This window comes from Zymomonas mobilis subsp. pomaceae ATCC 29192, assembly GCF_000218875.1.
Classification (GTDB): domain Bacteria; phylum Pseudomonadota; class Alphaproteobacteria; order Sphingomonadales; family Sphingomonadaceae; genus Zymomonas; species Zymomonas pomaceae.
Map to the genome: position 1 here is coordinate 1,333,858 of NC_015709.1, position 16,251 is coordinate 1,350,108.

General features: G+C 46.2%; 13 protein-coding genes. 6 read left to right on the forward strand and 7 right to left on the reverse strand.

Annotated elements, in window-relative coordinates; all coding sequences use genetic code 11:
• Position 1 precedes the first annotated feature (1 nt).
• Together rdgB and rph are read right to left on the reverse strand one after the other, a co-directional pair.
• Positions 2–622, reverse strand: a complete 621-nt coding sequence (rdgB, locus tag ZYMOP_RS05855; RefSeq protein WP_013934429.1) for an RdgB/HAM1 family non-canonical purine NTP pyrophosphatase — start codon at positions 620–622, stop codon at positions 2–4.
• Between the two features lies 1 nt (position 623).
• Complete coding sequence (rph, locus tag ZYMOP_RS05860) at positions 624–1,337, reverse strand: ribonuclease PH (protein WP_013934430.1); 714 nt, start codon at positions 1,335–1,337, stop codon at positions 624–626.
• A gap of 258 nt (positions 1,338–1,595) precedes the next feature.
• Between rph and hrcA the strand changes: the two genes are divergently transcribed.
• From hrcA to ZYMOP_RS05885, 5 genes are all read left to right on the forward strand, one after another.
• A complete protein-coding gene (gene hrcA / locus ZYMOP_RS05865; protein WP_013934431.1) occupies positions 1,596–2,633 on the forward strand; it encodes a heat-inducible transcriptional repressor HrcA in 1,038 nt (345 codons plus the stop codon).
• Positions 2,630–3,196 carry a nucleotide exchange factor GrpE gene (gene grpE, locus ZYMOP_RS05870; RefSeq protein WP_013934432.1) on the forward strand — a complete coding sequence of 189 codons (567 nt, stop codon included), beginning with the start codon at positions 2,630–2,632 and terminating at the stop codon, positions 3,194–3,196. The genes hrcA and grpE overlap by 4 nt, the downstream gene beginning before the upstream one ends.
• A gap of 55 nt (positions 3,197–3,251) precedes the next feature.
• Positions 3,252–4,652: an RsmB/NOP family class I SAM-dependent RNA methyltransferase gene (locus ZYMOP_RS05875; RefSeq protein ID WP_013934433.1), complete on the forward strand. Its 1,401-nt coding sequence runs from the start codon at positions 3,252–3,254 to the stop codon at positions 4,650–4,652.
• Positions 4,653–4,811: 159 nt separating this feature from the next.
• Complete coding sequence (gene rpe / locus ZYMOP_RS05880; protein ID WP_013934434.1) at positions 4,812–5,474, forward strand: ribulose-phosphate 3-epimerase; 663 nt, start codon at positions 4,812–4,814, stop codon at positions 5,472–5,474.
• Entirely contained in the window at positions 5,471–7,240 is a 1,770-nt protein-coding gene (locus ZYMOP_RS05885) for a heparinase II/III family protein (RefSeq protein WP_013934435.1), read from the forward strand. The genes rpe and ZYMOP_RS05885 overlap by 4 nt, the downstream gene beginning before the upstream one ends.
• Before the next feature lie 137 nt (positions 7,241–7,377).
• On the opposite strand, the gene ZYMOP_RS05890 is transcribed toward ZYMOP_RS05885, so the two are convergent.
• Genes ZYMOP_RS05890 through ZYMOP_RS05900 form a run of 3 tightly spaced genes read right to left on the reverse strand, consistent with a single transcriptional unit; the run spans position 7,378 to position 10,171 of the window.
• Complete coding sequence (locus ZYMOP_RS05890) at positions 7,378–7,989, reverse strand: LutC/YkgG family protein (protein WP_013934436.1); 612 nt, start codon at positions 7,987–7,989, stop codon at positions 7,378–7,380.
• A complete protein-coding gene (locus ZYMOP_RS05895) occupies positions 7,986–9,428 on the reverse strand; it encodes a lactate utilization protein B (RefSeq protein WP_013934437.1) in 1,443 nt (480 codons plus the stop codon). Before ZYMOP_RS05895 ends, ZYMOP_RS05890 begins: the two co-directional genes overlap by 4 nt.
• Complete coding sequence (locus tag ZYMOP_RS05900; RefSeq protein ID WP_013934438.1) at positions 9,428–10,171, reverse strand: (Fe-S)-binding protein; 744 nt, start codon at positions 10,169–10,171, stop codon at positions 9,428–9,430. Before ZYMOP_RS05900 ends, ZYMOP_RS05895 begins: the two co-directional genes overlap by 1 nt.
• A 617-nt stretch (positions 10,172–10,788) precedes the next feature.
• Here ZYMOP_RS05900 and purH point away from each other — a divergent pair.
• A complete protein-coding gene (gene purH / locus ZYMOP_RS05905) occupies positions 10,789–12,393 on the forward strand; it encodes a bifunctional phosphoribosylaminoimidazolecarboxamide formyltransferase/IMP cyclohydrolase (protein WP_013934439.1) in 1,605 nt (534 codons plus the stop codon).
• A gap of 785 nt (positions 12,394–13,178) precedes the next feature.
• Here purH and ZYMOP_RS05915 read toward each other — a convergent pair.
• Positions 13,179–15,473: a TonB-dependent receptor gene (locus ZYMOP_RS05915; protein WP_252507407.1), complete on the reverse strand. Its 2,295-nt coding sequence runs from the start codon at positions 15,471–15,473 to the stop codon at positions 13,179–13,181.
• 310 nt (positions 15,474–15,783) lie between these two features.
• Positions 15,784–16,218 carry a YcgN family cysteine cluster protein gene (locus ZYMOP_RS05920; RefSeq protein ID WP_013934442.1) on the reverse strand — a complete coding sequence of 145 codons (435 nt, stop codon included), beginning with the start codon at positions 16,216–16,218 and terminating at the stop codon, positions 15,784–15,786.
• Positions 16,219–16,251 lie beyond the last annotated feature (33 nt).

The window sequence follows — 16,251 nt, forward strand, 5'->3', positions numbered from 1 at the left end:
CTTATGCTAAGCACCCTTCAATCAGTTGGCGAAAAGCAGCTGTGCGATGGCTAATCGCTCTTTTGGCATCGGCGGCCATCTCGGCAAAACTCTGATTTTGTCCTTCGGCGACGAAGATAGGATCGTAACCAAATCCGCGTGCGCCACGGGGTGGCCAGACCAAATTACCCCAGACATGGCCTTCAAAATTTTCGACATGTCCGTCCGGCCAGCATAAAGACATAGCACAGACGAAATGCGCTTTTTTAGAAGCATCAGAGCCTTTTTCTTCAACCAAATCGTGAATACGGGCCATAGCCTTATCAAAATCGCGGGGTTCACCTGCCCAACGGGCCGAGTATATCCCGGGCGCTTGATCCAAGGCGTCAACACATAAACCGCTGTCATCGGCCAAAGCTACCAAACCCGTTTCCTGCGCAACAAAGCGCGCCTTGATCTCGGCATTGGCGATGAAGCTATCGCCATCTTCTTCAGGTTCGGGCAACCCTAAATCAGCGGCAGAAACCGTTTCAAGGCCATAAGGTTGTAATAACGTGCTTATTTCTGCTAATTTGCCTTTGTTATGGCTCGCCAGAACCAAACGACCTGGGGCAAGCTTACGTCGCGAAGAGGCGCCGCTCATTTTATGCTACCGCTTTTTTTTGAGCAGCGATGATCTGTTGGCTGCCAAGACGCGCCAACCGCAACAGACGAAGCAATCCTTCTTCATCATAAGGGGCGCCTTCTGCACTCGCCTGCACTTCAATTAATCGACCGTCCCCCATCATAACAAAATTAGCATCGGCCTCGGCGGTAGAATCCTCGGCGTAATCAAGATCCAATACCGGCACCCCATTGGAAATACCGCAAGAAACAGCGGCCACTTCTGAAATAATAGGATCTTCGGTTAATTGGCCGGACTGAAGCAATTTATTGACCGCTAAACGAAGCGCAACCCAACCACCGGAAATAGAAGCCGTGCGAGTGCCGCCGTCAGCCTGCAAAACATCACAGTCCACGGTAATTTGACGCTCGCCTAGCTTCTTCATATCGATACCAGCCCGCAAGGCACGCCCAATCAGACGTTGAATTTCCTGGGTTCTACCCGTCTGCTTACCCCGTGCGGCTTCGCGATTGGTACGGCTATGGGTCGAACGTGGCAGCATCCCATATTCAGCCGTTACCCAACCTTGTCCTTTACCCCGCAGCCAAGGCGGCAAACGCTCTTCTAAAGAAGCGGTGACCAACACACGGGTTTCACCAAAACTAATCAGACAAGATCCTTCGGCATGACGGGTAAAACCCGTTTCAATGGTAAGGCTCCGCAACTGGTCTGGCGCACGACCTGAAGGACGCATCGATTAACCTTTCTTCGGGTAAAAACCCGATCAATAACCATCCTATCAAGGCACCACATCCCCGCCATTTACCTGACGGAACATAGCCGATAGAAAAACAATCCAATAGATAGCGCCCCTCCTGCCACGACCCTTGCCGTCATTCAATCAAAACCGACGCGCCCAATCAGCAATTTTTCTTTTTAAATTACTTTTAAGGGCTTATTTATTACGTATTTAGGGGGTGACGAACAGCATTTGGATGCTTACCTATAAGGCATGTCATCCATACCGGTCATAGAATTATCATCGCGGGCGCGCGATATTTTCCAACTGGTAGTGGAAAGCTATCTTGGAAGTGGATTGCCCGTCGGATCAAAAACACTGGCGAAACAGGGGATAAATCTTTCGCCTGCTTCCATTCGCCATGTGCTGCAAGAGCTGGAAGAAAGAGGCTTGTTATTAAGCCCTCATATTTCGGCAGGGCGCATGCCCACTGAATTAGGCCTTCGCCTGTTCGTCAATGGCATGATGCAGCTTTCCGAACCTAGTGAGGAAGAAAGGACGACGATTGAATCCGATCTTTTTCGGGCTGGTTCTGCCAAAGAAAGGCTCGTTACTGCAACAACGACTTTATCGGGTCTTTCGGCCTGTGCTGGTCTTGTGTTGATACCGAAACAAGAACTGGTTCTAAAACAACTCGGTTTTGTCATGCTGGACAATAATCGTGCTTTGGCCGTTATTGTCGGTGCCGATGGATCGGTTGAAAATCGGGTCATTGAATTACCTTCAGGAACTTCGGCCTCGACACTGATCGAAGCGGGTAATTATATCAGCGCGCATCTCACCGGATGTAGTTTTTCAGAAGCTAAAAAACGACTGTTTCACGAAATCGATCTTGAGCGGACGGAACTGGATTCTGCCGCTTCTGATCTGGTTCAGCGAGGTCTTGTGGTTTGGTCGGAAGATAGCCGAAAAAGACCCGTATTGATTGTTCGGGGACAGTCTAATCTGCTTCAGGATGCCAGTGATGATCTGGAACGGGCAAAACAATTGTTAGAAGAGCTAGAAGATAAAGAGGAAATCGCCCGATTGTTAGAAAAAGTCTCAGTCAGCGATGCTGCTCAAATTTTTATCGGCTCTGAAAATAAGCTGTTTTCGCTTTCCGGTTCTTCCGTTATCGCCTCTCCCTATCACGGAGAAGGCGGGCATATGGTGGGGGTAGTTGCGGTGATCGGCCCTACAAGGTTGAACTATGGCCGTATCGTCCCCATGGTTGACTTCACAGCAAAAACCTTATCGAGAATAATCGCATGACCGAAGAACAAAAAAAATACGAAGAAACTGAACAGGCGGGTGCTCAGGCCGATGCTGCCGTCGAAGAAAAAACGACGACCGATAACGGGGAAGCGCTCAAGACTGAAAATGAAAAATTAAAGCAGGATTTGCTTTATATTCAGGCCGAAGCTCAGAATACGCGCCGTCGCTTGGAAAAAGAAAAAAAGGACGCCGTCGCTTATTCCGTTACAGGTTTTGCACGGGATCTTTTATCCGTTGCTGACAATATGGAACGGGCACTTGCGGCTATCCCTGAAGAAATTAAAAAAGACGAAAAAATTCAAAGCCTCGTTACCGGCATTGAAATGACAGGCAAAGAACTTGCCAATGTCCTTCAGCGTCATGGCGTAAAGCGGGTAGAAGCAATCGGTGCCAAACTTGATCCCAATCTGCATCAAGCTATGGTTGAAATCGAAAGCGATGAACCAGAAGGTACCGTAGTTCAACAAATGCAAGCAGGCTATACGCTGCATGACCGCTTACTCCGTCCGGCTATGGTTGCCGTTGCCAAGGCGAAATCCGGTGAGACGAAACCGGCGTGAGCAGACAACTTTTCGGTAAACAGTCAGTTTCTTTGACTTTATGGGCAGGGATTTTATGAGCGAGATTCACCATCCCCGTCCCAAACGAAAAGATAAACAGACCCAAGCGCGATCTCAAGGAGGTCGCGCTTCCTCTGCTTCTCAAAAGCGTAATCCTCAAAGAAAAGACGCTAATCCTATTGGCTTACCCGTAAGACAAGCAGCCTTACAGCTATTAGAAGCTATTTTACGGCAAGGTTTACCCCTTGAACAGGTCATCGGGCGGATTACACAAGGCTTGAAGCAACCTGCGGATCGCTCTTTGGTGCATGCCATTGTGGCCAGTGTGCTTCGCTGGCGAACCGATATTGATGCGCTTATTGACAGCGCCACCGCAAAACCCCTTGCGGACGATGTCAAAGCGCGGATGGTTTTACGGATCGCGCTTGCTCAAAAACTGGTTTTAAAACAACCGGCACATGTGGCCATAGCCACAGTTCTTCCTTTGGTGGACGGTGGCCCCAGACGTTTAGTGCACGGTGTTTATGGTACGCTTGACCGTCGCGAAGATGTTGCCTTACCAGAATATCCAACGCTGCCAGAAGAAACGGCTTGGCGGTGGAAAGCCGCATGGGGCGGTATCATGGTAGAAAAGGCAGAGCAGGCCCTTGCGGAACAACCTCCGGTTGATCTTACTTTGCAGGACCCAGAAAAAACGGATCATTGGGCAAAAACCTTAGAAGGAAGCAGCCTAATCGCGGGACATGTACGCCTCCCTTCCGAGCATAAAATGATTAGTGAACTGGCGGGTTACCAAGAAGGCGCATGGTGGGTTCAGGATATTTCCGCATCTTTACCGGCAAGATTGCTGGGTAAAGGGGAAGGGCAACAGGTCTTGGATCTTTGTGCGGCACCGGGTGGCAAGACCATGCAGTTGGCCTCACAAGGCTGGCAAGTGACAGCAGTGGATATTGCCGCCAAACGCTTGGAAAGACTATCTGAAAATCTCAAGCGCCTCCATCTGGAAGCTAAAATTGTTACCGCTAATCTAGCGGATTACACGCCCAAGGATAAAGTGGACGCGGTGCTTTTGGATGCACCCTGTTCAGCCAGTGGTATTTTCAGACGTCATCCCGATGTGCTTTATCGTGTCGATACGACAATTATCAAACAGATGGCCGAACAGCAGAAAAAACTGCTGGAACGGGCAGCCGATTGGGTAAAAATCGGCGGCAAGTTGATCTATGCCGTCTGTTCCTTGGAACCCGAAGAAGGGGAAGAGGTTGTTCAGGCATTTCTAAAAAATCACCCTGATTATCGCCTCAATATGCTCGATCCAGCCTTACTGCCCCCAGGGATTATTCCGACAAAGGACAGATGGTTACGCATATTACCGCAATCCATCACCGAAAAAGGCGGAAATGACGGCTTTTTTATAGCATATTTTACACGGTATAGCGAAAAAGAGGCGCATTAGGCTGAATTAGACTATTTTTAAAAATGGGTTGATAATAGTCTGATTTTTACTAGCTCACTGTCTCAAGTCACGATAAACGCTAATACATTCCAATAAAGACCGCCTTTCCCATAAAAGGCGGCCTTTCAGTTTTTTTTATTTCTGTCTGGCTGTTGATTTATGAATAAAATGCCCTTGATTGCCCCGTCTATTCTTTCTGCGGATTTTGCCCGTCTTGGAGAAGAAGTGAGGGCTATCGATAAAGCGGGGGCCGACTGGATTCATATCGATGTCATGGACGGTCATTTCGTTCCCAATATTACGATCGGGCCGATGGTTGTAAAGGCTTTACGGCCTTGTACAGACAAGCCTTTTGATGTTCATCTGATGATCTCCCCCGTTGATAATTATATTGAGGCTTTTGCGGCGGCCGGTGCCGATCTTATCAGCTTTCATCCCGAAGCGGGGGCGCATCCGCATCGCACTATCCAACATATCAAATCACTGGGTAAAAAAGCCGGTTTAGTCTTCAATCCGGCTACCCCCTTAAGCGGGTTGGATTATCTAATGGATGATCTGGATCTTATTATGGTGATGAGTGTTAATCCCGGTTTTGGGGGACAGAAATTTATCAAAGAACAATTGGCGAAAATAAGCGATATTAGAAATAAAATCACTACTTCAGGGCGGAATATCCGGTTAGAAGTCGATGGTGGAATCGATAAAGAAACAGCAGCGCTTGCCGTTCAGGCCGGGGCCGATGTGCTGGTAGCGGGAACAGCCAGTTTTAAAGGGGGTTCCCAATTTTATGCCAATAATATCAGGATGCTACGCAAGTCATGAGTGAAAAGGAAGAACCGGATTTCACCGGCGAAGACACTTCAGACGACAACAGCAGGCCGGGTAAATGGCTAATACGGGTAAACAACGAAAAACAACCGTCGTTAACCGAAAGAATTGTTAATCGCCTTAGTCGTCTGTCATGGCATACGCCTTTTTATGCCCTTAGGCTTAGGGGACGACCGCCTTTAAGATTGATGGCGGTACCCAAAGACCCGTTTTCCGGCAGTGAAGAAGCGGGTACTTTAATCCGCAATGGAGAAATCCACTTCTTTCATGAAAAGATAAAGCTGGATCAACCGCTTTTTCCCGTGGCTGGCGTATCGCCTGAATTTACAGATTATTTACACAGCTTTATGTGGCTACGCGATCTTGCAGCGGCAGGTAATCGCCAAGAAGTAACGCGCGTTGCTGAAAGATTGACGCGCGACTGGTTAGATGCCCATGCCGAACAGATTGACGATAAAGCATGGCAGCCTGACATTTGGGGAAAGCGCATCTTATTTTGGGGGGCTTATGCGCCCCTCATTCTTTCCTCAACTGACTTGGTTTACCGATCTAAACTCTTAAACAGTTTGGCTCGGGGGGGTCGCCATCTGACCAGAAGCGCGGATAAGGTGCCTAACGGCCTTAGTCGGGTAATAGCATGGATGGGATTAGTCGCAGCAACCCTTCTGTTACCTGATGAAAAAACCTATCTTCAACGTCAGGAACAAGGCTTATTAAAAGCCTTAAACCGCAGCTTGTTTGAAGATGGCGGCATCATCAGCCGAACCCCTTATGATCAACTTGAATTGATCGAATACAGCGCGATGTTACTGGCGGTTTATCATGCCCGTGATATGCAGCCGAATACAATGATAACCCGTATAATGGCACGCGCAGTCAGGGCTTTGCTCGGGGTCACTCTGGGTGATGGTGGACTGGTTAGTTTCCAAGGCGGGGTTCCGGTCGATCACGCCCGTGTCAATGCAGCAATTTACGCGGCAGGTATTCGCAGTCGGCCTTTAAGTCGGGCGCGGGAATGGGGCTATCAGCGGTTAAGCCATGGCCAGACTACCCTTGTTATCGACACTGCACCGCCACCCGTAACCCATCGCGCCGGTATGGCCAGCGCGTCAACGCTTGCTTTTGAAATGTCCGATGGCCCCGATCGCTTAATCGTGAATTGTGGGGGTTTATTGGGCAGCGACCTTGATCAAGGTAATAATAACGAAGCGCTTCCCCCAGAGTTGAGCACACTCCTTCGGGCAACCGCCGCCCATTCTACCTTGGTGCTACAAGATAGTAACTCCACCGCAATTATGGAAGATGGTTCGCTGGGTCGAGGGGTTAGTGAAGTCGAACTAGATCGCCATGAAGGCCAAACAGGTAGTTTATTAGAAGCTAGCCATGATGGCTATATGCGCCGTTTTGGTTTCATCCATCGCCGTAAATTAACTTTATCAGCCAATGGCTGGGAATTACGGGGCGAAGATATTTTACTACCTGCTGGACGGCGGCGAGCTTCAGAAATGCCCTTCACCTTGCGTTTTCATCTAGCACCTTGGGTTGAAGTGACCAACACGGCCGATGGATTAGGGGCCTTACTGCGTATTGAACGCGGCGCTTTATGGCAATTCCGCTGCCGTGGTGGGAAACTGGGCTGTGAACCCAGCCTGTGGATTGATCCAACCGGATGGCCAAGGCTGACTAATCAAATCACGATTTCGGGGATGACGCCCGCTGGTGGGTGCAATATTGCTTGGGTTTTAAAAAGGGCGGGTTAATCCCGTCTTTTTTAAAAGATTCATACAGAAATATGTTTGCATAAAATCTTGTTCTCTTGACACCCGCCAAGCGGTTTTTTTATCCAGACCTATTCCGAAATATCGAAAAAATCTAACGGGTCAGATAAGCCTCTAAATTACTTTCCTTCGCTCTTTTTCTGAAGACGCGGCTGTAAAATTACCGACAACGACCGTACCCCTTGGGCGCCGTGGATTAAAATACCTTCAATATCGGCGGTAGCGGATGGCCCAGTGTGAAAGGCCATATAGGCATGTTTTTTGCCTTCGGAACGACGATAAGCATGATGAAGGTTATAGACAATATCTTCGGGATCAACCAAAACGATCAAATGCTGCGGTAAATATCCCAAACTATTAATACCAAAATCGGCATCCGTAAGGCAAACCGATCCCGTTTCCGCCACCGCAAAAGAAGCCCGAACAATGCCGACATCGACATCGGCAAGATCGGTTGGTTGGGTATCGCCCGTTATTTCAAGATTACCTTTAATTTCAGGCACATGAGAACAGATGACTTTAGCTTCATCGGTATATTTTTTAAGGGCGGCATCTAATCCTTGCGCTTGAACATGGATAATCTCACCGCCCATACTGACAACAGCTTCTTTAAATTTTGCTACCCTGTCAACAGGAACAGGCGTATCAAAAAGGGGAATATCCGGCAGCATGGGTTCTGTCTTTGGCCGATTAACACATAAATTTTCGAGAATAAGCTGGCGACTATTCATGCTTTTTCCCCTCTATTTTCCTGATACCATTGGTAAAAAGTTTGCCGTTCAACCTGTGGCATATCGCGCCCTGTCGTCCATGTATTAAGGCGATTATAAACGGCAAAATGCGGCAAATGTCGTAGAACACTGTTCGTTATAGGAAGGGCTTTGCGATATAATTTCGGGCTGGATAATAATAGACCGGCTGATTTCATCATGGCCTTTTTGACAAAAGGCATTTCATGATGTTCCGAGATGACCTTCCGCCATGCCGCAATTTGCTCATGAATGTTGATTTTTACCGGACAAACATTGGCACAGCTACCATTCAAGGTAGAAGAAAAAGGCAGCAATCTATATTTGTGAAGGTTAAAACTGGGGTCGATAATCAACCCGATTGGGCCTGCATAGGTTGCACCATAGCTTAACCCTCCAGAACGCCGGAAAACGGGACAGGTGTTCATACAGGCACCACAGCGAATGCACTTCAGGGAAGGCCAAAATATTTCGCTTTTCAAGCGTTCAGAACGGCCATTATCCACTAGAACAATATGCATTTCTCCGCCTTTACGCGGCCCTTTGAAATGCGAGGTATATTGCGTAATCGGCGTTCCCAAAGCACTGCGTGATAACAATCTGACAAAGACAGCAAGATCATCAAAACGGGGGATAACTTTTTCTATACCGATAGAGGCAATATGTAATGGTGGAAGATTAGCGGAAAGATCAGCATTCCCTTCATTGGTACAAACAACGAAGCTTCCTGTCTCGGCAATCGCATAGTTACAGCCGGTCATCCCCGCATCCGCAGACAAAATAAGGGGACGGGTAGCTTCACGCTGACATTCGGCTAAATAATGCGCATCCGCATTATGGGCATCTGAGCCAAAATTTTTATGAAAAACCTCAGCCACATCTTCGCATAATTTATGAACCGCAGGCACCACGACATGGCTAGGGTCTTCATTGTCTAATTGCTGAATCCGTTCTCCAAGATCGGTTTCAATAACTTCAATTCCGGCTTTTTTCATAAAAGCCCGCAAACCACATTCTTCCGTTAACATGGATTTGCTTTTAATTAAGCTTTTGGCCTCGTGCTGATTCAGAATTTCTAAAACGATGCGGTTATGTTCCTCTGCATCTTTTGCCCAATGCACGTGAACACCATTGGCCAAAGCCTGCTTTTCAAACTGAAGCAAATATTCATCAAGATGTGAAAGAGTATGCTCCTTTATAGTAGAGGCTAAATGACGCAGTTCCTCCCATTCTTCAACAGCGTGCATAGCGCGGTCGCGTCTCTGTCGCAGTTCCCATAAACGCTTATCATGCGACTTTTCATGCCGTTTTGCCGCAATAAACCGATCAGCCGCCTCGGATTGATCTACAGGGGCATTGCCCTTGATAATGGCCCCCCTTGGTTGTGGCTCAACCACAGCTTCTTTATCGGTGTTATCCATTATTCACGTGCTCCGTTCAGAATTTGGGCAATATGGATATATTTTAAAGGCAGTTTTAAGCGCTCGGCACAGCCTTGCTGATGCATCATACAAGAACTATCCGAAGAGGTGACATATTCTGCTCCGGAACGATATTGATCCTGCACCTTGTCATAACCCATCGCCGTTGACACCCCTTCTTCAAAAACAGAAAAAGTGCCGCCAAAGCCGCAACATTCGTCCGGTCTTTCCAATTCAGTAAATTCGATACCACGGACTTTATTCAATAGATCACGGGGCTTAGAAAAAGCAGGCATCCTTAATTCAGACATGCTTGCAATATTTAAACCCCGTAGCGCATTACAGTTATTATGAAGCGCTACTTTGTGAGGGAATTCGGCCCAAGGAAAAGCCTCTACTTTTAGAATATCATGGAGAAATTCCACTAATTCAAAAGTCCGGCTTCTGACTGCCTTGACCGCCTCACTCTGTTCGACCGCATCCATATCGGCACGCACATGATGGGTGCAGCTTCCTGAAGGGCTGACGATATAATCATAGTCTTTAAAATTACGGACAAAATTGGCTTCGGTTGCCGCTGATTCCTCATGGCATCCCGAATTTGTCATCGGTTGACCACAACAGGTTTGTTCTAACGGATATTCAACCTTGATCCCTAACTTCTCTAACAATTCCAAAGTTGCGATACCGACTTCAGGATGAAATTCATCAACATAACAGGGAATAAACAAGCCCACACGCATAATATTATTCCAATAATATGATATTTTAAAAATATATTTTGAGTATCTATCACTAAATTTTCTTTAAAGAAGAAGAAATTTTTCCATTATACTTAATATAAAATGGCATTTTACCCTTCAATAGCTCTAAATTTTATATAAAAAATTATGCTAATACCTTTAATAAAGGTATATAATCATCGATATTTTTGGGTATATTTTACGTTTTTCGGATAATATTATATGCATAGTGGATGCATTTCCCTAGATTATGCTTGCGCTATACTTTTTTGAAAGCCTTCTTTGGAGGAAAGCGATAAAACCCCATACCGCGCGCCCCAATTTTTCTTCAAGCACTCCCCTGTTGACAAAAACAGAGTGCAAAGGCTGACTTCGGATATTTTTAGTATGATGAATCTAAAACGCTTATCCGTGCCCTTAAGCGCTGTATTTACGCGCTCTTAAGTTTAAAAATTAATATTGAACGAAAAAGATATTTTTTGTCAAAAATGCTCCGATGCGACCTCTCCAGAAGAGGAACACGCCTATAATAATATCACACCACTGGAACCTGACCGCCAAATCACCTATGTCGCCCCAGAGACAAGAGTCGGGAAAACTGACAGGATAAGGCATCTATGACCGAGACAGCGATCAAAACCGCGCTACTTTCTGTTTCTGATAAAACGGGACTGATAGAATTGGGACAGGCATTGGCTGCCCATAACATCAAACTCGTTTCGACGGGCGGAACCGCTAAATTATTACGGGACGCCGGTTTAACGGTAACCGATATTAGTGATTTTACCGGATTTCCTGAAATAATGGATGGCCGTGTTAAAACACTTCACCCCAAAGTGCATGGCGGTTTGTTAGCAGTCCGCGATAATCCCGATCACATCGCGGCAATGAACGCCCATGAGATCAAGGCGATTGATCTGGTCGTCGTCAATCTTTATCCTTTCCGAGAGACGGTCGCAAAAGGCGCAGATCGGCCTGAAGTTATTGAAAATATTGATATTGGTGGCCCTTCTATGGTGCGCTCAGCTGCCAAAAATCATGAGCATGTGACCATTGTTACCGATCCTGAAGATTATCCCGCTCTGATTGCAGAACTCAACGATAACGGGGGTACCACGACCTTAAAGACTCGCCGTCGTCTCGCAGGAAAAGCCTATGCGGCTACCGCGCAATATGATGCTGCCATTTCGGCATGGTTCGCGGCAGATTTAGGGGAAGACTTGCCGGAACTACTTACCTTGCCGCTCAAAAAAGCGTCTGCTTTACGTTATGGGGAAAATCCTCATCAAAAAGCAGCCCTTTACATTCCGACCTTACCGAATTTACCGGAATGGCCTCTTGTTAATGGCATTGCACAGGCTAAACAGCTTCAAGGCAAAGCGCTCAGCTATAATAATTATGGCGATGCCGATGCGGCATTAGAACTGATCAGTGAATTCCGCGATGGCCCGCCTACAGCGGTTATTCTAAAACACGCCAATCCTTGCGGTGTGGCTTCCGCAGATAGCCTCTTGGAAGCGTATAAAGCAGCGCTTTCCTGTGACAGTGTTTCGGCTTTTGGAGGTATCATTGCCTTCAATCGTCCATTAGATGGCCCCACCGCTGAAGCTATCACTGAAATCTTTACAGAAGTTGTTGTTGCCCCTGAGGCAGATGATGCGGCCAAGGCTGTTTTCACAAAGAAGAAAAATCTCCGTTTATTGATCACGGGGCCGTTACCAGACCCGAAACGGCATGGTCTTAATGCCCGTTCGATTGCTGGCGGCGTGCTACTCCAATCTCGCGATGCTGAATTACTCGATCAGGCGGCTCTACAGGTTGTGACCGAAATTAAACCGACTGACCAACAGATGAAGGATGCTTTATTTGCATGGACAGTAGCCAAACATGTCAAATCCAATGCTATTGTCTATGCGCGTGACAATGCGACCGTCGGTATCGGTGCGGGTCAGATGAACCGATTGGAATCGGCACGGATTGCCGCCTGGAAAGCCGAAGATGCAGCCAAGAAGGCAGGCTGGGCAGAAGTACATACCAAAGGTTCAGCGGTCGCCTCTGATGCCTTTTTCCCTTTTGCTGATGGTTTAATAACCGCTACCGAAGCCGGCGCGACAACGGTTATTCAGCCGGGTGGTTCAATCCGTGACCAAGAAGTAATTGATGCTGCGAACAAGGCTGGTATCGCCATGATTTTCACGGGAACCCGTCATTTCCGCCATTAATAGACAATCTTATCGTAAAAAATCGGTCAGCGATCAGGCTGGCCGATTTTTTTGCGCGTGTTTTTACGCCGGTTTTTTTTAGGCAAAACAGCCTCTAATACTGATTTAGGCAGCAAAGAATCCGGTATAAATCGGAATAAAATGAAATTATAAAAACTGGCGAGCAAAAAAGCGCCCATGCCTAACGCCATAAGCAACCCTAACAACATGGGTTGAGATCCCCAAAGCGCTATTTTAAAATGATAAAAAACAGGTATAGCCAGCAGACAAAGACCAAAAAAACTATATAATAGAAAGCATATCGGTCTTTTTACCCATAAAAGAAGAGCAAATAATCCATATCGCACCCCTAAAAAAAGAAAATTCAGGATATTTTTTCTTGGTATTTTCGTTGTAAAATTTTTGATAAAAGGCATAAAACACGCTAAAATCCAAGGAATAAAGAGAATAAAATACGATAATCTTCTAATTTATTTGGGATTAATCTGCTCTTTTTCAAATAGGCTGACACTGTAACAATATCCAAAACTCAAAATACGACCGATTTAATCTCTATTTTTTCAAAGAGGCCCTCTGGGCGTCATCATATTTTTGTAATGCAATCGGATACAGCTCAGTCAGATATTTTGAGGTAATATATTTAAGTCATGATAGGCTACCCTAGCCTATACCTTCTCCTCTGAAGGAAGATTAAGCCTGCTAGGCGTGGATAAAAACCAATGCCAAAGCTCTTTTTAAGGGGCGAGACCGTGCCTCTATAGGCTTCTACTAAAGAAGGTAATCCTTTAAAAAGAACCACTCACTCGGACCCCCCATGTCGCAGGCATCCCGGCCAAAGCAACATGATCACCACTGATAAAGAAATTTCGGGTCACATCATATCGTTTGTTGAAAATATTCTTTCCAAAAACGGCCACAGTCCAACGCGCATCTTTAGGGGTAAGCGTAATATCAGCCCCCCATAAAGTATAGGCTGGGACATTATAAAAACTACCAAATAACGAATGATAGGGACTTCTGCGGCTGTAATTCATCCCTGTAGTCAGGTAAAAATCTCCAATAGTCCAACGATAGCTAGCCGATCCATTCAATGTAAATTTGGGAAAGGGGAGCGTGTCGCCTTTACGGTTTACATAGATACCCGCATAGGCATTATCCGCTAGTTTCTGGACACCCCCCAAAGAAGAAAAACGATCAAATGCACCGACCGCCCATCCTGCTGACTGGGAAAGCGTAAAGTTGGGGATCGGTGTCCATGTCGCTTCTACTTCCCCCCCATAAAGATGGGAGCGAGGTGCATTAACAATTTGTCCAATCATGCCTCCATTCATAGTATTAAAAGTTGCTGATTGGATCTGTTGATTACGATAATCATAATAAAAGCCCGAAATATTTAATTTTAGGTGGGCTTCAGGTAAAGATAATTTGTTGCCGATTTCATAGGCTAACAAGGATTCCGGCTTAAAAGGTTCAGCGGAAAGCGCATCATTCTGGGAATTATAGGTCGTAAAACCGCCAGATTTCACCCCTCTTGTAAAAGAGACATAAATCATGTCATTCGACACAGGATTATACTGTATCTCAAATTTGCCGGTCGGTTTCGTAAAACTGGTATTGCGATGTGCGACACCGTTTTCGGGATTGGTGATGACACCATTCGTAATATAATGCGAAGTCAAATTAAGAAGATCACGAGATTCGTGCTCAATACGCACCCCACCTGTTACCCGTAATTGAGGCGTTATATGATAGGTGGCCTGACCAAAACCGCTAATAGTATTGACCCGTTGATCATAATTGACATCGCCATCCGTGCCATAAATCGGAGAATCCGTAAAACCGGACTGATATTGATCGCTCAAGGACTGGTGCGCATAATAAATACCGCCTACCCATGTTAGACGGGATGTATCATTCGAAGTCAGCCGAATTTCATTGGCGAAAACCTGCGCATTGGTTTTAAAGGCAACATCGGCCAGACCTTGGTTGAAAGCATCAAAATTATCATATTCCCAACGGTGCATCCTGTCATAGCTGAAAATATCGGTAAGGGTAGCAAAGGAAAATTCTTGCTCGCTTCGTAAACTCACCCCACCGGTATCAATATGGCTAAAAGGCTTGGTATTAGGATGGATACCCACTTCTCTTGCAAAAGCAGAAGACGTGCCCCAATGGGTCATATAACGGCTTTGATCGGCGGGATAGGTCTGTCCGGGTAAGGCCGTCATGGGGGCATAAAGATGAAGCCCGTTGGCATCTGAACGATCATGGCTACCATGGATATTTAATTCAAGTTTTAAGGTATCATTGGCATCATAATCCAATAAAAAACGCGCGGCGCTACGATTAGTTCGCCCCAAAGAAGCGCCCTGTTCATTATGTTGCCATGCGCCGCCTTGTTCGGTTTGTCCCGATAAACGAAAACGTAGCCGATCATTGATCGGCCCCGACACATATCCGTCAATTTTGGTGGCATTAAACCGCCCATACTGAACAGATAATCCCCCCTTATAGGTATCGGTTGGTTTATTCAGAATATAGTTGATTGCCCCACCGGTCGTATTCCGACCATAAAGGGTGCCTTGCGGGCCTCTTAATACTTCCACCCGCTGAATATCAAACATCATACCATTCGTCGCAAAAGGCACCGGATTGGCGACTTCATCTATATAAATACCCACAGTGGGCGCATTATTACTGGAATAATCGTTAAAGCCCACACCCCGAATAGCAAAAGCAGGCTGGCCGCTGCCGAACTGAGGCGTTACCTGTAAAGAAGGGGTTTGATATTGAAGATCAAAGACGTTGTTAACGTTACGGGTTGTCAGGGTATCCCCAGAAAGAACACTGATAGAACTACCAATATTCTGGACATTCTCCGACCGTCTTTCAGCGGTCACAATCAAATCACTATTTTCAGCAGAAGGCGCCGCTTTAGAGTCCAATGGCAGTTGATTTGTGGCGACTTCCAGAGAAAGCATAGCCGCATTTTTCGACGTATCAACCGTATCCCTTCCCCTTGTCTCAGGCAATTGTCCTGCCTGTAAGAGGGGATTGGTATTTTTCGATTTGGGAGGCATTAAAGGTAGAGCCTGAGCTTCAAGACAGGAAGACATAAGTGTAAGATAGATACTGACACATAATGGCGACAAAAGAAGGCTGTTATTTTTCCAGCACGAACCCATAAGCTTATCCTGTGTGAAAGCGGTACCCAATGGAAAAGGATGCCCAAATAACCCAATGCAACCCAATGAAAGAGTATTACGCGCGGACGCTATTTAAAGAAACAATAGTGGTCAATAGACTCATTGAACGAAATGATGCCTTTATAAGGTGTTAAGATGCCTTTAAAAATTCTTTTTGAATATCCTATAATTTTAGACAAAAGGATCAAACATCATGCTCAACAATATGATTTTCAAGATCACCGGCAAACTCTTCCGAGATCGTCCATCCGCGCACCGATTTTCCGGCTTTATGAACGCTTTCCCGATCACCTGAAATCAGATAATGCCATTCGGGTAAAGACTTACCTTCATAGATCAAACGATAGGCACAGCTTTCAGGTAGCCAAGGAATAGTACCCAACATCGAAGCACTTAACCGTACACATTCTGGAACGGATAAACGGCGATGCCGATAGTCTCGGCACTGACCACTAGTGCAATCCAATAGGCGGCAAGCTACATTAGTATAAAGCACTTCACCGGTATCATCATCTTCCAGTTTGAATAAACAGCATTTACCACAGCCATCACACAAAGATTCCCATTCTTCCCGTTTCAAAGCATCGAGTGGAATTTTTTCCCAAAACCGATCATTCATTCAAAAACCCTTGCTATAACGCTTATAAAAAGA